The organism is Micromonospora sp. DT229, from assembly GCF_049844505.1.
GTDB lineage: Bacteria > Actinomycetota > Actinomycetes > Mycobacteriales > Micromonosporaceae > Micromonospora.
On record NZ_JBNCLD010000006.1, the window covers coordinates 274,931 to 293,583 of the forward strand.

Below are 18,653 nucleotides of genomic sequence, written 5' to 3' on the forward strand. Positions count from 1 at the left end.
GTATCTTTACCCGTTGGGCAACAAAAAAGAACGGCTGATAAAAGCCGTTCTTACCTCGGAGACTAATCAATTGGGAGACGGATTGTCAAGGCACTCCGACGGTTCGCCGTCCGACGACGAGATCGGCCGCGAGCAGGAGTACGTCTCGATGCTCTACCAGCGCCTGGACGACCTGCGGGAGCAGGCGTCGCAGCGGCTGACCGAGGAACTGCGGGTGACCGGTGGCACCTTGCAGGCCCGTTCTCAACGCGACAGCGCGGTACGCATGTACGCCGATCAGGTCGAGCAGTTCTCGGCCGTGGAGAACGGTCTGTGTTTCGGTCGGCTGGACACCGACGAGGGTGAGCGCCATTACATCGGGCGGATCGGCATCTTCGACACCGAGGGTGATTACGATCCGCTGCTGATGGACTGGCGCGCCCCGGCTGCCCGCGCCTTCTACCTGGCCACCGCCGCCAACCCGCAGGGCATCCGGCGCCGCCGGCACCTGCGTACCCGGCAGCGCAAGGTGATCGGCCTCAACGACGAAGTGCTCGACCTGAACACCGCCTCCCCCACCGCCCACGAGGAGTTGACCGGCGAGGCCTCCCTGCTGGCGGCGTTGAACGCGGGCCGCACCGGGCGGATGCGCGACATCGTCGAGACCATCCAGGCCGAGCAGGACCGGATCATCCGTGCCGACCTGCCCGGGGTGCTGGTGGTGCAGGGTGGCCCCGGCACCGGCAAGACCGCGGTGGCCCTGCACCGGGCGGCGTACCTGCTCTACACCCACCGGCGGGAGCTGTCGACCCGGGGCGTACTGCTGGTCGGGCCGAACCTCACCTTCCTGCGCTACATCTCCCAGGTGCTGCCCGCCCTGGCCGAGACCGGGGTGCTGCTGCGTACCCAGGCTGATCTTTTCCCCGGGGTGTACGCGCGGCGGGTGGAGCCGCCCACCACGGCCGCCGTGAAGGGCCGGCCGGTGATGGTCGAGGTCCTGACCAACGCGGTACGCGACCGGCAGCGGGTGCCCGACGAACCGCTGGAGATCGAACTGCCGCAGCGGGAGATCCTGGTGCTGGACCCGGCGACCGTGCAGGAAGCCCGGGAGCGGGCCCGCCGCAGCGGTCGGCCGCACAATCTGGCCCGCGCGGTGTTCGACATCGAGGTCATCCATGCGCTGGCCGACCAGGTCGCCGAGCGCATCGGCGCCGACCCCCTCGGCGGGGAGAACCTGCTGGAGGAGGCGGATCTCGCCGAGCTCCGTCGGGAGTTGCGCGAGGAGCCCGAGGTACGGGCCACCCTGGACGAGTTGTGGCCGGTGCTCACCCCGCAGCGGCTGCTCGCCGACCTGTACGCCGACCCCGATCGGATCGCCACCGCCGCGCCGATGCTCACCGCGGACGAGCGGGCCGCCCTGCACCGGGAACCGGGCGGGTGGACCCCGGCCGATGTGCCGTTGCTGGACGAGGCGGCAGAGCTGCTCGGCGAGGACGACCGGGCCGCCAGCGCCCGCCGGGAACGGCTGCGCGCCCTGCAACGCGAGTACGCCGAGGGGGTCCTGGAGATCGCCCGGGGTTCCCGGTCGATCGACGTGGAGGACGAGGCCGAAGGCGGCGAGATCCTCGGCGTCACTGACCTGCTCGACGCCGACCAGTTGCTGGAACGTCAGGAGGAGGCCGACAGGTTGACCACCGCCCAACGGGCGGCGGCCGATCGCTCCTGGGCCTTCGGTCATGTGATCGTCGATGAGGCGCAGGAACTCTCGCCGATGGCCTGGCGGCTGCTGATGCGCCGCTGCCCCAGCCGGTCGATGACCATCGTCGGTGACGTGGCGCAGACCGGCGCCCTGGCCGGCACCCCTTCCTGGGCGCAGGCGCTGGAACCCTACGTGGCCGACCGGTGGCGGCTGACGGAGTTGACCGTCAGCTACCGCACCCCGTCCGAGATCATGGCGGTCGCCGCGGAAGTGCTGGCCCAGATCGATCCGGCGCTGCGGCCACCCCGGGCGGTGCGCTCCAGCGGTCGTACCCCGGTGTCCCGCCGGGTCCCGGCGGACCTGCTCGCGGCGGAGTTGGTCGAGGTCGTCACGGCGGAGGCCGCCGCTCTCACGGATGGTCGACTGGGAGTCATCGTGCCGGCTACCCGGGTCGAGGAACTCGGCGCCGTGGTGACCGCCGCCCTCCCCGAGGCCACCATCGGCGAACAACCCGACCTGGAGTCCCGGGTGGTCATCCTGACCGTCGCCGAGGCCAAGGGCCTGGAATTCGACTCCGTCGTCGTGGTCGATCCCGACCAGATCGTCGCCGAGTCCCCCCGAGGCCCCAGCGACCTCTACGTAGCCCTGACCCGAGCCACCCAACACCTAACCACCCTCACCCCCACCCCCTAACCCCACCCCACCCCACCCCACCCCCACCCCCACCCCGTCTCGCCCGGTTGATCATGAGGTTAACGGCAGTGGTCGATCTTCAGGGTGCCGCTAACCTCATGATCAACGCCCTTGGGCGGGTGGGGTGGGGGCCCGGTGGGGTGGGGTGGGGTGGGTGGGCGGGTTAGTCGAAGTTGCCGGTGTGGGTGGAGGGGGTGGACTGGTCGCTGGTGGGGCCGCCGCGTGGGGTGCTCAGGCCACCGGTGGTGGCGTCACCCGTCGTGGTCGGGGCCACCTTGCCCCGGTGCCGCTCCGGTTGGCGGGCCACCCGGCGCACGCTGGCCGGGCCTGCTGTGCCCCCGGTCGTGGTGATCGCGCCCTGCCCGCGGGTGGGGCCACCGTCACGCAGCACGTTCGGGTCGACCGGTACCTTCGCCGGATCATCCGGGTCGTCGCGCTGGATGGCGCTGTTCACATCGGTAGGCGGCACCGTCACCTCGTCCAGGGCACCCTCGCCGTACACATCGGCGGTGAGTCGCTCCTCGGCCCGGCGGGCGGCGTCCTGTCGCAGATCGTCTTCACGCATGGTTCAATCACCTCGCTAACGCGTCGATCTCGCTGAGTGCCCGGTGACCGGGCGGACAAACCCGCACCGCTCCCGCCGGAGGTGCCGGACGAACCCACCAGGGTGCCCGACGAAGCCGCTCGGCCAGGTTGTCCGAGTTCACCTGGCAGCTCCCTGACCACCAACGCCTTGCTGCGTGAACTAACTCGGCCAGGGTGTGTCGGACTTACCCCGCCTGGGGTGCAGGACAGGCTCGGCCAGGGCGCAGGACGAACTCGGCCGGGGCGCAGGACAAGGTCGGCCCGGAGTGCAGGACAAGGTCGGCCGGGGTGCGGACGAATCGGTCAGCGGGGACAGCTCCACCGTCGGCGCAAATCGGACGTTTCACCGATCCGCATAGGAAGAGGGCGGGGATCACGCTGGGCCGGGTCCGGCCGGGGAATCCGGGGTTACTGCCGGTGAGGGGCCGGGTAGACCCCTGGTGCCCCCGCCAGTACGCGAACCGTGCCGTGGCCGACACGCGGTAGCGGGGCGAGGGATCGCAGGACTCATCGCATCCTGAGGAGGACAGATGAGCACGCAGGCTGCATCCACCAGGCCGATGAACCGTCCGGCGCAGGACGTACAGAGTCGTCAGGCCATGCACGAGGCACCTACTCGGCCGATGCAGGCGTACGACGGCCATCGGGAGCCGCAGCCGTCGCCGGGTACGGAGACCAAGCAGGCGTTCCTGACGACGGAATTCTGGATCTACGCGGCGGCGGTGACCCTTGTCGTGGTCTCCGCCTTCTGGCGCGGCACGACCGCCAACGGCCTGAACCTGAACAACCCCGGCCAGGCGTGGTTCTTCATCACCCTGCTGACGCTGGGTTACCTGGGTAGCCGTGGTCTGGCCAAGGCCGGTAGCGAGAAGCGTTCGGCCAAGGAGCGGAACCGAGGACGTTGATGGGCATCCATGTGCCCGCACGGGGCGTTGACCCCAGGCGCGGTGGCCCTCCGGGATCTTCCCGGAGGGCCACCGTCTGTTGTCGCCTGAAGTACGGGAGCATCGGCTCCTAGAACTCTTCGAAGCCTCCGAAGTCACCGCCGAAGTCCTCGCCACCGAAGTCACCGGCGGCCTCGGCGATCTCCTCCTCGCCACCCTCCAGGGCGTTGCCGATCATGTGACCGGCCACCATGCCACCCATGGCGCCGAGCGCCGCGCCGGCCACGATGCCGCCCATGCCGGGGCCGCTGCGGTGCTGCTGCGGGTGGCCGTACTTGTTGGGCGGGCCGTACCCGGGGGGAGCACCGTAGCCCTGCGGGGCGCCGTACCCCTGCTGGGGGTAGCCCTGGGCGGCGTGCGGGGCCGGGTAGCCCTGCGGCGGGTAGCCCTGCGGCGGCACCCCCTGCGGGGGGTAGCCCGGCGGGTATCCGGGCGCGCCGCCGTAGCCCGGCTGTGGGCCGTAACCCTGCGGGGCACCGAAGTTCTGGGCCCGCATGCTGCCGTACCGGCCGACCGTCTCGCCCAGCCAGCCGTCGACCACCTGCACCCAGTCCGGGCGCTCGGCCTCGGCGTGCGAGACCTGGTAGCGCCCGAAGACGTCGTGGCCGGGGTTGAGGAAACCGCCGCGCTTGTCGCACTCCAACACCACGTCGACACCGTGCGGGTTGGTCACGAAGGTCAGCTCAAGCTCGTTGATGGTCTGCGCGTACTGCGGAGCGGCGAAGAACTCGATCTCCTGGTAGAACGGCAGGGTCTGCTGTACGCCGTGGATGCGACCCCGCTCCAGGTCGGCGGCCTTGAACCGGAAGCCGAGTTGGAGGAATGCCTCCAGGATGCGCTCGTGCACCGGCAGGGGGTGCACGCTGACCTGGTCCAGGTCACCCTTGTCGACCGCCCGCGCGATGGACAGCTCGGTACGCAGCCCCATCGTCATGCCGCGCAGCCGCTGGCCGTACACGTCGGTGATGGGGGTCTCCCAGGGCACCACCAGCTGGAAGGGGATGGACAGCTGCTGCTTGGGGGCCAGTTGGAAGGACCCACTGATCGGGTGCCGGTAGAACTCCATGACCCCGGCGTACTCGCTGTCGCCGCTCTCGATCTCGACCCGGGTGACCAGACCGACGGCGATGTGCTCGATGTTCGCCGGGGCTTCCCCGCCGGACAGGTTGACCTGGCCGTCGAGGGGCTGCCCTGGCCGGGTGTGCGGATTGGCCAGGACGGTGTCCACACTGGGACCGCCCACCCCGAACGCGCTCAACATCTTCTTGAAGACCATCGGTACTCCCGCGGGGTCTGGTGCCCGGTCTCCCTTGAGGAGCGGACGCTGACGCGGGCACCCTATCGAATGCCGCTGTGAGGTCGCTGAAAACCGACACGACCCACAGCAAAGCGCACACTGTATTCAGCGTCCGGCGTTGACGAAGGCGACGATCTCGTCGAGTCCGGGGCGGTAGCCGTCGCTGGTGTCCACCTCGATCCGGGGTACGTCGAGCCGGACGGGCTGGAAGCCGTGGTGGCCGACGGCATGGGTCGGCTGGTCGTCGCCGAGGGTGACGTCGGCGTGGGCGCGCCGGATCGGATTCTCGTCCTGCCGTCGCCGGAGGCGGTCGAAGGCCGTCCGGGCGGCGACCCGGCAGTGCACCACCCGGATGTCGGCGATCCCCGCCAAGGGCTCCAGGTTGGGGCGCCAGAGGCGGTCCTGGAAGGCCGCCTCGGCGACTGTGGTGACACCTGCGGTCAACAGCACCTCGAGCACGGCGAAGAAGGCGGGCAGGGTCCGCAGGCTCAGCTCGTCGACCGGTGCCGCCGTGAAATCGCCGGTGGCGTGGACCATGCCTTCCTTGATCTCGTCCCGGCAGATCGCGGGGCAACCGATCCGCCGGGCGAGCAGGTGGGCCAGTGTCGTCTTGCCGGCCGCGGGCGGTCCGCTGACGACGATGAGGGTAGGGGTTGTGCCCATCATGTCGTTATAGCCCCACCGGGTGAGGGCAGTCGGCCTGTTGCGGTGTGGGGAGCAACGCCGGTCCCGCCGGTGGCCGGGTCCGAGCGGACCCGGCCACCGGGTCGTCAGCTAGCGGTGCAGGTCACCGTGGGTACGGAGTTGGTGCCGGCCCAGCCGCCGATGAAGCCGAAGCTGGTGCTGGCACCGGCTCCCAGCCGGCCGTTGTAGTCGACGTTGCGGGCGGTCACCGTCGAGCCGCTGGTGCTGACGGTGGCGTTCCACGACTGGGTCACCGACTGGCCGTTGGCGTACGTCCACCGCACCGTCCAGCCGTTGATGGCGTTGGGCCCGGCGGTCACCCGTACGTCACCCTGGAAGCCGCCCTGCCACTGGTTGCTGATCGCGTACGTGGCGGTGCAGCCGGAGCCCGGCGGGGGCGAGGTGGGCGGCGGAGTGGTCGTGGGCGGGGGCGAGGTCGGCGGCGGGAGCGAGTCGTAGACGCTGGCCTGCCGCGAGGTCTGCCGGATGCCGTTGGTGCCGTTGAACAACCGCTCTCCCCAGCTGGTCAGCTGGTTCGGGTTGAAGTTCGTGGCCATGTCGAGGTACTCGACCCCACCACCGTTGCCGCTCCACGACCAGCCCAACCAACCGATCCCGTTGGCCTGGGTGTACGACAGGATGGCGTCCTCGTCGGGGTCGCCGTCGGAGTGGTAGTGGCCGAACTCACCGACCACGATCGGCAGTTGTCGACTGCGGAACCGACCCAGGTAGTCGCTGATCTCGGCGGCGGTGTCGAAGACGCCGTACATGTGGATGGAGAAGACGATGTTGCGGGCCGGGTCGGCGTCGAACACCGTCGGGGCGGCGTCCCGCATGGTGAAGGACCAGTCCTGACCCCAGTTCGGGCCGTCCACCATGATGGTGTGGGTCAGGCCCCCGTCGCGCAGCCGTCGGATCGCGTTGCTCGTGTCGGTGGCCCAGGAGGAGTAGTTCTGGTTGCCGTACGGCTCGTTGCCGATGTTGACGATCACGAACCGTTCCTGGCCGTTGAGGGCGCTGGCGATGCTGAGCCAGTAGTCGACCGCCCGGTCCAGGGTGATCGCCCCGCTCTGCTCGCCGTAGCCGGTGGTGTCGTGCACCTCCAGCACGCAGATCAGCCGGTGGGCCTTGCAGAGCTCGATCACGTTGGTCACGTCCTCGGCGCTGTTGCGGGTCCACCGGTCACCGCTGGAGAGCACGACCCGGACGGTGTTCGCGCCGAGGGCCTTGATGTCGGCGAAGGACCTGGTCTGGTGGGTGTACCAGGTGTGCGCGTGGTTGACCCCGCGCATGATGAACTCCTGGCCGTTGGCGTCGTAGAGCTTGCCGCCGCTGACCGTGAAGCCGGAGGCGGCCTGCGCTGACGGGCCGAAGGCGAACACGGCGGCGACGGTGGCCAACAGGATGGCACCGACGCCCGCGAACAGTTTTCTCATGGTCTTCCTCGCATGAGTTCTCTCCCCCGTGCCCAGGGGGTGAATGGGTAGCGGGTCGCGGCTGTAGCCCGGCAGCCGCGAAGCAGGGCCCGGCGAGGCAGACATCAGCGTAGGCCGATGGATTGGTTAAAGCAACCGGTTCAGTACGCATCGCGAACCGCACCGCCCCCGTGACCGCGTACGGGACCGAGCCGTCACGGGGGCGGGCACCCCCACCACAGGGTGCGCGGTAGATCAGCGCCTGAACCGGTTCAGGTCAACGGTAGGCAGGGGGTCGGCAAGCGTCAAGCATCGGCGAGGGTTGGCAGTTCCGGACCGGGGTATCCGGAACGGGCCACCCGGCCCGGAAGGAGACACCATGGTCAACATCGGTTACACCCTGATGTGTGAGCAGGCAGGCCCGAAGGAACTGGTCGACTATGCGGTACGGGCCGAGGCGGCCGGTTTCGACCACCTCGTCATGTCCGACCACTACTACCCCTGGCTGGAGTCACAGGGGCACTCCCCGTACGCCTGGTCGGTGCTCGGGGCGGTGGCCCACGCCACCTCCCGCGCGGAGCTGATGTCCTTCGTGACCTGCCCGATCCGCCGCTACCACCCCGCGGTCGTGGCGCAGAAGGCCGCCACCGTCGGGGTGCTCTCGGACGGACGCTTCACCCTGGGGCTGGGTGCCGGGGAGAACCTCAACGAGCACGTCGTCGGCGCCTGGCCGCACGTACAGCAGCGGCACGAGATGTTCGAGGAGGCGTTGCAGATCATCCGCCCGTTGCTGTGTGGGGAGACCTTGACCTTCTCCGGCAACCACTACGACGTGCCGGACGCCTACGTCTGGGACCGGCCGGAGGTCCCGGTGCCGATGGCGGTGGCCGCCTCCGGCCGACAGTCGGCCACCCTGGCCGCCGAGTACGGCGACGCCATGGTCGCCACCGACCCCGAGGCCCGGCTGGTGGAGATGTACGAGCAGGCCGGGGGTGCCGGACGGCCCCGCTACGGGCAGGTGGCCATCTGCTACGGCCCGGACGAGGCGGAGTGCCGCAAGATCGCCCACGACCAGTTCCGCTGGTTCGGGCTGGGCTGGAAGGTCAACACCGACCTGCCCGACAACGACGCCTTCGAGGCGGCCACCCGCAGCGTCCGCGAGGAGGACGTGGCGGCCGGCATCTCCTGCGGGCCGGACGTGGACAAGCATGTGGAGGCGTTCCGGAAGTTCGTCGACGCGGGGTTCACCCATGTGGCGCTGGTCCAGGTCGGCGGGGACAGCCAGCCGATGTTCCTGGACTGGGCACAGGACGAACTCCTGCCCCGCCTACGTGACCTGTGAGCCCGACGGAACGGCGGTCGACCCGGCAGGACCCGACGGAACGGTCGGGCCGGCAGGGCTCGGTGGAGCGGTGGTCGAGCCGGCCGGGCCCGACGGGTCGGGCCCTGCTGCGGCTCGCGCTCGCCGCCCCGACCGAGGCGGCCGGGTTGACCAGCCAATGGCTACCGGTCGACGGGATCCGCACCCATGTACGCCGCAGTCTCGATTCGCCACCAGGGACTCCGGTGCTCCTGGTGCACGGGCTGGCCGTGTCGCACCGCTACCTGACCCCGCTGGCCGTGGCGCTGGCGAGCAGCCACCCGGTGTACGCGCCGGACCTGCCCGGCTTCGGGCTCAGTGCCCACCCCACCCAGGTGTACGACGTACCTCGGCACGCCGATCACCTGGCCGCGTTGCTGGCCGCGTACCGGCTGCCGCCGGTGTGCGTGCTGGGGCACTCGTTCGGCGCGGAGGTCGCCGCCGCCCTCGCCGTACGCCATCGACATGCGGTGCGCGCCCTGGTGCTGGCCGGGCCGACCAGCGATCCGCAGGCCCGGTCCCGGACCGGCCAGCTCCGCCGCCTGCTGCTCGACCTGCCCCGGGAGGCGCTGTGGCAGGCCCCGATCCTGGTACGCGACATCGCCGACGCCCGTCCCCACCGGGTGTGGGCCACCCTGTCGCACTCGGTCCGCAACCGGATCGAGGAGGACCTGACCCGACTCACCGTCCCCACCCTGGTGCTGACCGGCGCCCGGGATCCGATCGCCCCGCCGGCCTGGCGGGACCGGGCGGCCGCCCTGGTGCCCCAGGCCCGTACCGTCTCGGTGCCGGGCGCGGCACACAACGTCGCCAGCACCGCCCCCCACCAGGTCGCAGACGCCGTTCGGGCCCTGCTCGACGACCGCGACCATGACCGACTAAACCCCTGAAGAACAGGTGAATCCCATGCGTATCGGCAACACGGAGATCCGACCCGCCGGCGGCGGCCTCGGCTGCCTTCTGATGATCCTCGTTTCGGTCGTCGCCTCGATCGTGCTGACCGTACTGCTGAATCTGGTTCTCTGACCGCCGCTCAGCGGAGCAGGCCGAGGGCGTACAGCGTCTCGCGGATCTCCCGCCCGATCGGCTCCAAGACTCTGCTCCGCAGCCAGCGGGCGGGCGCCACGACGGTGAATCGCCAGACGGCGCGGATCGCCCGGCCCACCGGCAGCACGATGTGCCGCCACAGCCAGCGGGCCGCCAGCCAGAGCGGACGCAGGGTCAGGGCCCAGCACCACCACAGGATCCGGCCGGAGGCCCACCAGGCCCAGGACAACCCTGCGCCCAGATGCTCGCCCAGGACCACCAGCCACCGGCCCACCTGCCGGAGGACCGGGGTGAGCACCCGGACCAGCCAGGTCACCGGCACCCACACCAGGTAGTACAACGGAATGACGAGCAGGGTGTGGAACAGCCAGGCCAACCCGCGCCCGCACCAGCGCAGTGGAGGCCACAGGACGTTGTGCCACAACCAGACCAGGCCCTGCCACAGCCAGGTCAACGGCAACCAGATCAGGGTCTGCCACAGCCACAGTGCGGCGCGGCCCAGCCATTGCAGCGGAATCCAGATCAGGTGCCGCAGCAACCACCCGAGTGGACGCAGCAGCCACCGGTCCAGGAACCGGCCGATCGGGGCCAGCACCCAGCGGTACAGTCCTCTGCCGACGGCCGCCAGCAGCTCCCAGGCCAGCCGGAACGGCAGCACCACCACCAGCGCCACGCCCCGCACGAGAACCCCCAGCACGGAGGGGCCATCGTCGCCGTTGTCGCTGCGCCGCACCGGCGACGAGGAATCGATCACAGCCGGCCACCCTAACCCCCACCCACAACCCCACGAACCGCCCCTACCCCCTGTTGATCAAGAAGTTTTGGTCACGACACGCCGCCCGGCAGACCAAAACCTCTTGATCAACAGGGGGTAGGGGTCAGGCGGGGGTCAGGGAGAGGGTGGCCAGGAGGGGGTGGTGGTCGGAGGCTTGGTGGGTTTCCGGGGTGCGGAGGACTTCGACGGTGTGTAGGTGGGGGGCCAGGGTGGGGGTGGCCAGCAGGTAGTCCAGGCGCATGTCGGAGAACTCGGCGCCGCCGTAGCCGGTGGGCACTGTGGGGCCGGCGTTCGCGGCCAGGTCGACCAGGCCGGTGGCGAGCAGCCGGGCCACCGCCCGGGTGTCCGGGGTCCGACCGTCTCGGCGCAGGTGTCGGCGACGGTACGTCTGCGGCAGTCGGGCGATCCGTTCGACGTGTTCGGCGTACGGGTCAAGGGTGTTCAGGTCACCGGCGAGCAGGGCCAGGCCGTCGCGGACCCGGCCCAGGGCGGCGGCCAGCCACCCGGCCTCGACCAGCCGACGTCTACCGGAGTACGGGTGCAGGTGGGTGCCGAGCACGGTCAACGGGCCGGCGTCCGTGCCGATGGTGACCCGCTGTGCGGCGTGGTGAAACGGGCGGCGTACCGGTGCCACGGCCAGCACCGGCCAGTTCGGCCGGACCAGCACCCCGACCGGTTGCCCGAACCAGGTGCCGGCCCGGTACGCCCGCAGCCCCACCCGGGTGGCGAAGTCCGTCAGGTCCAGTCCGCGCAGCTCCTGCAGGGCCAGCACGTCCGGGCGGACTTCGGCGATCACCCGCAGCAGGGCCTCGCGCCGGTCCGGGCCACCGGAGTCCCGACCCCCGTTGCGGATGTTCCAGGTGACCACGCGCAGCACGGCGGCTCAGTCCGCCCGACCGGCCTTGGCCAACTCGTCGTCGAGGGTGTCGACCTCCTCCGACTCGATCGTCGGCTGGTTGCCCTGATGGACGTCCTCGTTGGGGCGCAGCACCCAGTAGAGCAGCCCGATCCATCCGGCGGTGAGCAGGATCGCCCCCATGAAGTCGGTCGGATGGTGCATCCCCCGGTACATCCGGGAGATGGCCACCCCGACCGGCATCACCACCGCCAGCGCCACGAAGATCCACCGCCACCACCGGTCGGTACGCGGGAAGACGATGACCGCGATGGCCACCCACAGGCACATCGTGGCCGCGATGTGGCCGGACGGGAAGGAGGAGGTGGGCATCGGCCCGTCCAGGTTCTCCACCGGCGGGCGCGGGCGGTCCACCGCGGCGGCGGTGGCCAGGAAGAGGGTCAGTTCACCGAACATCACCAGCGCCACGAACAGCACCGGCCGCCAGCGCCGCCAGATGGCCAGGACCAGCGGACAGAAGACCATCGAGACCAGCAGGATGGCGTGGGTGTCCCCGAACTTGCTCCACCACCAGCTCAGGTCGTTGAGCGCCGGGGTGTGCCGCTGCGCGGACCAGGTCGGCACCACCTCGTCCCAGGTGCCGAAGAAGGTGTCCTTGGCGTGGTAGCTGACGAACATGCCGAAGGCGTACAGGGCACCGAAGATCAACACCCAGCCGACGACGATCTCGGCGATGCCGGCGCGGGCGTGCGGCAGCAGCTTCTCCTCGTCCGGGGCGGGTGCCACCTCGTGTGCCGCCTCCGGTTCCAGCCCTTCGGTCAACGGGGCCACCGGCCGTCCCCGTTCCAGCCGCCACAACCGGAAGGCGTACGCGGTGACGCCCAGCCAGGCCGCGCCGAGCAGCCAGGCACCGATCACATCGGAGAGGAAGTGCACCCCGAGCGCGACCCGGGTGAAGCCGATCAGGAAGACCACCAGGCCGACCAGGGCCACCACCGCCCGACGCCAGCGCGGCGCCACCGCCGGCAGGAAGACCAGCAGCAGCGCACCGTAGGCGACCAGCGACCCCAGGGCGTGGCCGCTGGGGAAGCTCTGCCCGGCGTACGTGCTGATCGGGGTGTCCACCTCGGGGCGCAACCGGTCCACCAGGGTCTTGAGGGTCGGGTCAAGGATCAGCGCACCCGCACCGGTGACGATCACGAAGACCGCCAGCCGACCCTGCCGCCGGATCAGCAACCCCACCACGGCGACCGTGACCAGCCAGATGATGACCGGCCTGCCCCCCAGGTCGGTGATCGCGTTGAGCACCGTGACCAGGGGGCCGATCGACGAGACCTGATCGTTGAGCCACTGCGCCACCCCGTGGTCGACGTCGTACAGCGGAGACCACCGCACGCGGACCAGCACCAGCATCAACCCGAAACCGACCCCGGCACCGAGCACGAGCGCCAAGCCGGCGAGCGTACGTTCGGTGAAGTGCCCCAAGGGCCGACGCACCACGTCCCTGACCGCGCCCACGCCCAGCCTCCTTCGTCCTCTGGCGTGCCGCAGTACCCGGTCGATCTGTCAGGTACACCCCTGGGTCGGCGCGTCGGGCCGCAGGGTGCTCAGCTCACCCGGGTCGGACAGCTCGCCACCCTCGGCCTCCGGCTGCCACAGGTCCGGCTGAGCCGGTTCCGGCACCCCGATGCGTACCGCCTCCAACTGGGCGGCGAAGGCCAGCCCGCCGAACAGCGCCATGCCGGTGAGGTTGGCCCACAGCAGCAGCGCCATCATCCCGGTCAGCGCCCCGTAGGTCTGTCCGAAGTCCGCGCTGAACCGGACGTACCCGGCGAGCAGCACACTCGCCAGCCACCACAGCACGGTGGCGATACCGGCGCCGAAGAACAACCAGGACAGGCCCGGTTGGTGGCGGCGGGGGGCGTGACGGAACAGCACCGCTACGGCGAGCACGGTCAGCCCCAGGCTGAGCGGCCAGCGGACCACATCCCAGCCGGCGCTGGCCACCGCACCCCAGGCGTAGTTCCGCTGCACCGAGTCCCCCATCGGCCCACCGCCGACCAGGATCAGGAACCCGACCAGGGCCGGCAGACCGGCGGTGACGGCCAGGACGGCCGCGCGCAGATACTTGCGTAGCGCCGGTCGGTCCCGCTCCACACCGTAGATCCGGTTGGCGCCGCGTTCGATCTGCGCCATCGTGCTGGTCAACGCCACCAGGCCGGTCATCAGACCCAGGGTGAGCGCCACCTCGCCGATGTCCTCGGCCCGTTCGGCGCCGGCACCCCCGCCGTCGCCGAGCAGCTCGGCGACCACCTGCTCGCTGGCCCCCGGGGTCAACGCCAGCACGGTGTCGGCGACCACCTCTCCACCCACGGCCGCACCCAGCTCGGCGATCAGCCCGGTCAAGGCGATCAGGAACGGCACCACGGCCAGGCAGAGCTGGAAGGCGAAGGCCCGGGAGTGGCTGAACCCGTCGCCGTAGCGGAACCGGGTGAAGGCGTCGCGCAGCAGGTGCCAGCCGCCCTCCCGGCGCAGGGTCTGCCAGGCGTGGTCGGCGCAGAGCTGCTCGTCGGACATCAGCCGGGTCTCCGGCACCAACTTGCTGCTACTCACCGGAGTCGCCTTTCGCTCGCGACCGCAGGGCTCACCGGTGGCCCTCCTCGACGAGTCGTTCACCTCGCTCGGCGGCGGCGGAGGCGTCCTCGGTGAGGTCCGGCGCCTGCTCCGGCCGGGGTACGCACAACCACAGCGCCCGCCGGTGGATCTGGACCCGCAGGGTGTGCCCCGGCTCGATCAGGTCGCCGTCCAGTTCCCGGGGCTGGGCCCGGTTGCTGGTGATCTCGACCCGTCGGGCCCGGAACTCCTCCATCCGGGGCACCCGGTCACGGCGGCGCAGCACCCCCCAGCCGAGGGCCAGCCAGTGCCGCAGGTTACGCGGGCTGAGCACGGCGATATCGAAGTAGCCGTCGTCCGGTACGGCGTCGGTGAGCAGGGTGACCCCGCCCTGGAGCCGGCCGACGTTGGCGACCAGCACCGAGCGGACCCGGCGGGTGATCGGGGGTTGGTCGTCCAACCGGATGGACACCCGCATCGGCCGGTCCCGCAGGTGCCGCATCGCCCCCACCACGTACGCGGGCCAGCCGATCCGCCGTTTGGTGGTCTCGCTGGTGGCGGCGAGCATCTGCGCGTCGAAGCCCATGCCCGCCATCACCGCGAAGTGCTGCCCGTCCACCTCTCCGACGTCCAGCAGCCGCCGCCCGCGTTCCACCGCGACCGCCAGCCCGGCGGCCAGTTCGGTGGAGAGTCCCAGGTTGGCCGCGAGCAAATTGCCGGTGCCCTGGGGCAGTACGGCGAGCGACACCTCGGTGCCGACCAGGGCACTGACACAGGCTCGTACGGTGCCGTCCCCGCCGCAGGCGAAGACCACCTCGGCACCGGCGGCGAGGGCCTGTTCGGTCTGTCCCCGGCCGGGGTCCTCGACGGTGGTCTCGTACCACAGCGGCACGGGCCATCCGGCTGCGGCGAGAGTGTCCTCGACGGTGTGGCGCAGCGCGTCGAGGTCTTCCACCTTCACCGGGTTGACCACCACCGCGCTGCGCGGCGACCGCGCCTGCTCTCCAGCTTCCACGGCGCCAGTGTGCGGCACGGTACGAGGTTCGGCGACCCGACGCCGAGTGGGCAGATTCACCTGCGGTGGAAGGTTTCAGATCGTCCCCGACACCTCGAGCCGCGGCGCGCCGGTCGGCTTCCACCCTGCGCCCGGGGTCGTCCAGGTCGACCCACGGGTCGTCGGCCCAGCCCCCTGCCTCGTCGCAGGCTTGGGCACGCCGGGGTGCGGGCGGGGTTGATCGGCGGGTGTTGTCCCCGATCACCCTCCCTGACGGCATCACCACGACTAGCCTCAGACCCAGGTCAGCACGACAGGGGGGTGAGGTCCGATGGCCTCAGCCAGCGAGGCACCGATGCGGGCCGACAACCGAGCCGGCGACGCACCGGTGCTGGCCGGCATCGGCCCGCAGGACGCCCTGCCGGTGGCCCGGGTGGCCGCCAAAGTGGCCGCCGCGCAGCGTCGGGACGTACATCTGCTGCACGCCTTCAACTGGGCCGCGATGGAGGGGCCGGCGGTCTCCGGCTCCCGGGCCGACGCGGAGCGGCTGATCTCCGAGGCCACCGAGGCGATCCGGCTCAGTGAGCCCGACGTGGCCCTCAGCACCGAGATCGTCGAAGGTTCGGCGGTGGCGAATCTGGTCCGCAGGTCCGAGTCGGCTTTCCTGGTGGCCGTGGGCGACGGGGGGATGGCCCACTGCGGCCGCTGCATACCGGCGGACAGCCCCGCCGTGCAGGTGGCCGCCCGGGCCGACTGCCCGGTGCTGGTCGTCCGACGCGAACCGCCCCCGAAGGGCCCGGTGCTCGTCGGGGTGGACGGGTCACCCGCCGCCGAGCTCGCGCTGGCCTGGGCCTTCACCGCCGCCGCAGATCTGGGGGCCCGGCTGCTGGCCATCCGGGTGGTCGAGCGGCAGGCCGAGATCGAGGCGGCCACCCCCCGGCTGCGCGAACTGGTGGGCCGGGTGGGCGCCGGCCGTCCGCAGACCGCGGCCGAGTGCCATGTCGTCTGCGGGGATCCCGGCTCCGTCCTGATCGACCAGTCCCGCTCGGCGCAGCTGACGGTGGTCTCCGCGCGCGGCGACCAGCCCTGGCGCGGCATGCTCGGCGCGGTCAGCCAGGCGGTGCTCTACCACGCCCCCTCGCCGGTGATCGTGGTGCGGGGGCTGACACGTGCACCGGTCATCGGTGGGCCATGACACCCGGGCCGCCGGGACCATCGGCCCTGATCCACCCCCGCCGATATCGACAGACTCAAGGAGTAACGCCCGTTGCGGATGCAGAATCCGCCGAGCAGGGAGAGGCTCAACCATTATGGATACCGCCCTGAACCTAGAGAGCACCCTGACCGATGAAGAGTTGCGCCGGCTGGACGCCTACTGGCGGGCGGCCAACTACCTGACGGTGGGCCAGATCTACCTGCTCGAGAATCCACTGTTGCGCGAGCCGCTGACTCCCGACCACGTCAAGCCCCGGCTGCTGGGCCACTGGGGCACCTCCCCCGGCCTGAACCTGATCTACGCCCACCTGAACCGGGTGATCGTGGCTCGGGACCTGTCCGCGATCTACATCACCGGTCCCGGGCACGGCGGGCCGGCCCTGGTCGCGAACAGCTGGCTGGAAGGCACCTGGAGCGAGCGGTACCACGGCATCGACCGCGACGAGGCCGGGATGGCCCGGCTGTTCCGCCAGTTCTCCTTCCCCGGCGGCATCCCCAGCCATGTGGCCGCAGAGGTGCCGGGTTCGATCCACGAGGGCGGCGAGCTGGGGTACGCCCTGAGCCACGCCTACGGCGCGGCCTTCGACAACCCGGATCTGCTGGTCGCCTGCGTGATCGGCGACGGGGAGGCCGAGACCGGCCCGCTGTCCGGCAGCTGGCTGTCCAACGTGTTCCTGAACCCGGCCCGCGACGGGGCGGTGCTGCCCATCCTGCACCTCAACGGGTACAAGATCGCCAACCCGACCGTGCTGGACCGGATTCCCGAGTCCGATCTGCTGGACATGATGCGCGGCTTCGGCTACCAGCCGTACGTGGTGGCCGGTGACGAGCCCACGGCGGTGCACGAGTTGTTGGCCGCGACCCTGGACCGGGCCCTCGACGAGATCGCGGAGATCCAGCAGCAGGCCCGCTCCGGCGCGACCGTGAAGCGTCCCCGCTGGCCGATGATCGTGCTGCGTACCCCGAAGGGCTGGACCGGCCCGAGCGAGGTCGACGGCAAGCAGGTCGAGGGCACTTACCGCGCCCACCAGGTCCCGCTGTCGCAGGTGCGGACGAACCCGGGACAGCTGGCCGAGTTGGAGCGCTGGCTGCGCAGCTACCGGCCGGAGGAGTTGTTCGACGCCACCGGCTCCCCGGTTCAGGAGTTGACCACGCTGCCCCCCTCGGGTGACCGGCGGATGAGCGCCAACCCGGTCACCAACGGCGGACAGGTGCTGCGTGACCTGAAGCTGCCGGACTTCCGCGACTACGCCGTCGAGGTGCCCCGACCGGGCGCGACGGCCACCGGGGCCACCGGCGAGCTGGGCAAGTGGATCCGCGACGTGCTCGTCGCCAATCCGCAGAACTTCCGCCTGTTCGGCCCGGACGAGGTGGCCTCCAACCGGCTCCAGGCGGCCTTCGAGGTCACCGACCGGGCCTGGATGGCCGGCACCGTCCCGGGTGACGATCACCTCTCTCCGGACGGGCGGGTGATGGAGGTCCTCTCCGAGCACCTGTGCCAGGGCTGGCTGGAGGGCTACCTGCTGACCGGCCGACACGGCGTCTTCACCAGCTACGAGGCCTTCATCCACATCGTCGACTCGATGGTCAACCAGCACGCCAAGTGGCTGAAGGTCACCCGGGGCATTCCCTGGCGGATGCCGGTGGCCTCGCTGAACTATCTGCTGTCCAGCCACGTCTGGCGGCAGGACCACAACGGCTTCTCCCACCAGGATCCGGGCTTCATCGACCATGTGGTGAACAAGAAGGCCGAGGTGGTCCGGGTCTACCTGCCGCCGGACGCCAACACCCTGCTGTCCACCATGGACCACTGCCTGCGCAGTCGGCACTACATCAACGTGGTGGTGGCCGGTAAGCAGCCCGCACCCAACTGGCTGAGCATGACCGAGGCCATCCAGCACTGCCGCCGTGGCCTGGGCATCTGGGACTGGGCCAGCACGGACGACGACAGCGAACCGGACGTGGTGCTCGCCTGCGCCGGTGACGTGCCGACCCTGGAGACCCTGGCCGCGGCCGACCTGCTGCGCCAGCATCTGCCGGAACTGAAGGTCCGGGTGATCAACGTGGTGGACCTGATGCGGTTGCAGCCACCCTCCGAGCACCCGCACGGGTTGCCGGACTCGGAGTTCGACACCCTGTTCACCAGCGACAAGCCGATCATCTTCGCCTACCACGGCTACCCGTGGCTGATCCACCGGCTCACCTACCGGCGCACCAACCACCGCAACCTGCACGTCCGCGGGTACAAGGAGGAGGGCACCACCACCACTCCGTTCGACATGGTGATGCTCAACGACCTGGACCGCTTCCACCTGGTGATCGACGTGATCGACCGGGTGCCCGGGTTGGCCTCCCGCGCCGCCCACCTGCGTCAGAAGATGACCGACGCCCGGCAGTCCTGCCGCGACTACACCCGGCAGCACGGCGAGGACGACCCCCGGGTCGCCGAGTGGCGCTGGGTCCGCGAGACCGACCCGACCAACCCGTAGGGGGTGAT

Annotated in this window: 15 protein-coding genes; 6 read left to right on the forward strand and 9 right to left on the reverse strand. The window is 70.6% G+C overall.

Annotated features, from left to right (window positions below; translation table 11 throughout):
- Window positions 1–148: 148 nt before the first annotated feature.
- A complete protein-coding gene (locus tag ACLQ2T_RS12420; protein ID WP_425766283.1) occupies window positions 149–2,371 on the forward strand; it encodes a HelD family protein in 2,223 nt (740 codons plus the stop codon).
- Window positions 2,372–2,534: 163 nt separating this feature from the next.
- On the opposite strand, the gene ACLQ2T_RS12425 is transcribed toward ACLQ2T_RS12420, so the two are convergent.
- Entirely contained in the window at window positions 2,535–2,936 is a 402-nt protein-coding gene (locus ACLQ2T_RS12425; protein ID WP_425766152.1) for a hypothetical protein, read from the reverse strand.
- Between the two features lie 550 nt (window positions 2,937–3,486).
- On the opposite strand from ACLQ2T_RS12425, the gene ACLQ2T_RS12430 reads away from it, so the two are divergent.
- The gene (locus ACLQ2T_RS12430) at window positions 3,487–3,861 is read left to right on the forward strand and encodes a hypothetical protein (protein ID WP_425766153.1); all 375 of its coding nucleotides are present in this window, start codon (window positions 3,487–3,489) and stop codon (window positions 3,859–3,861) included.
- Between the two features lie 109 nt (window positions 3,862–3,970).
- Here the strand turns inward: ACLQ2T_RS12430 and ACLQ2T_RS12435 are convergent, their stop codons facing one another.
- From ACLQ2T_RS12435 to ACLQ2T_RS12445, 3 genes are all read right to left on the reverse strand, one after another.
- Window positions 3,971–5,176, reverse strand: a complete 1,206-nt coding sequence (locus ACLQ2T_RS12435) for a sporulation protein (RefSeq protein ID WP_425766154.1) — start codon at window positions 5,174–5,176, stop codon at window positions 3,971–3,973.
- A 126-nt stretch (window positions 5,177–5,302) separates the two neighbouring features.
- Entirely contained in the window at window positions 5,303–5,860 is a 558-nt protein-coding gene (locus ACLQ2T_RS12440) for an AAA family ATPase (RefSeq protein ID WP_425766155.1), read from the reverse strand.
- 107 nt (window positions 5,861–5,967) lie between these two features.
- A complete protein-coding gene (locus ACLQ2T_RS12445) occupies window positions 5,968–7,317 on the reverse strand; it encodes a cellulase family glycosylhydrolase (RefSeq protein ID WP_425766157.1) in 1,350 nt (449 codons plus the stop codon).
- Window positions 7,318–7,675: 358 nt separating this feature from the next.
- On the opposite strand from ACLQ2T_RS12445, the gene ACLQ2T_RS12450 reads away from it, so the two are divergent.
- Window positions 7,676–8,638 (forward strand): TIGR03557 family F420-dependent LLM class oxidoreductase, encoded by a 963-nt coding sequence (locus ACLQ2T_RS12450; protein WP_425766158.1) that lies wholly within the window; start codon window positions 7,676–7,678, stop codon window positions 8,636–8,638.
- A complete protein-coding gene (locus tag ACLQ2T_RS12455; protein ID WP_425766159.1) occupies window positions 8,635–9,546 on the forward strand; it encodes an alpha/beta fold hydrolase in 912 nt (303 codons plus the stop codon). The genes ACLQ2T_RS12450 and ACLQ2T_RS12455 overlap by 4 nt, the downstream gene beginning before the upstream one ends.
- A 143-nt stretch (window positions 9,547–9,689) precedes the next feature.
- Here the strand turns inward: ACLQ2T_RS12455 and ACLQ2T_RS12460 are convergent, their stop codons facing one another.
- From ACLQ2T_RS12460 to ACLQ2T_RS12480, 5 genes are all read right to left on the reverse strand, one after another.
- Window positions 9,690–10,457 (reverse strand): hypothetical protein, encoded by a 768-nt coding sequence (locus ACLQ2T_RS12460; protein ID WP_425766160.1) that lies wholly within the window; start codon window positions 10,455–10,457, stop codon window positions 9,690–9,692.
- Window positions 10,458–10,581: 124 nt separating this feature from the next.
- Window positions 10,582–11,355 (reverse strand): endonuclease/exonuclease/phosphatase family protein, encoded by a 774-nt coding sequence (locus tag ACLQ2T_RS12465; RefSeq protein WP_425766161.1) that lies wholly within the window; start codon window positions 11,353–11,355, stop codon window positions 10,582–10,584.
- 6 nt (window positions 11,356–11,361) lie between these two features.
- Window positions 11,362–12,852 carry a phosphatase PAP2 family protein gene (locus tag ACLQ2T_RS12470; protein WP_425766162.1) on the reverse strand — a complete coding sequence of 497 codons (1,491 nt, stop codon included), beginning with the start codon at window positions 12,850–12,852 and terminating at the stop codon, window positions 11,362–11,364.
- A gap of 48 nt (window positions 12,853–12,900) precedes the next feature.
- Entirely contained in the window at window positions 12,901–13,947 is a 1,047-nt protein-coding gene (locus ACLQ2T_RS12475; RefSeq protein ID WP_425766164.1) for a YihY/virulence factor BrkB family protein, read from the reverse strand.
- 31 nt (window positions 13,948–13,978) lie between these two features.
- Window positions 13,979–14,962, reverse strand: a complete 984-nt coding sequence (locus tag ACLQ2T_RS12480; protein ID WP_425766165.1) for a diacylglycerol/lipid kinase family protein — start codon at window positions 14,960–14,962, stop codon at window positions 13,979–13,981.
- A 310-nt stretch (window positions 14,963–15,272) separates the two neighbouring features.
- Here ACLQ2T_RS12480 and ACLQ2T_RS12485 point away from each other — a divergent pair, with 310 nt between their 5' ends.
- Together ACLQ2T_RS12485 and ACLQ2T_RS12490 are read left to right on the forward strand one after the other, a co-directional pair.
- Entirely contained in the window at window positions 15,273–16,136 is an 864-nt protein-coding gene (locus ACLQ2T_RS12485) for a universal stress protein (RefSeq protein WP_425766166.1), read from the forward strand.
- 115 nt (window positions 16,137–16,251) lie between these two features.
- The gene (locus ACLQ2T_RS12490; protein WP_425766167.1) at window positions 16,252–18,645 is read left to right on the forward strand and encodes a phosphoketolase family protein; all 2,394 of its coding nucleotides are present in this window, start codon (window positions 16,252–16,254) and stop codon (window positions 18,643–18,645) included.
- The last annotated feature ends 8 nt before the right edge of the window (window positions 18,646–18,653 follow it).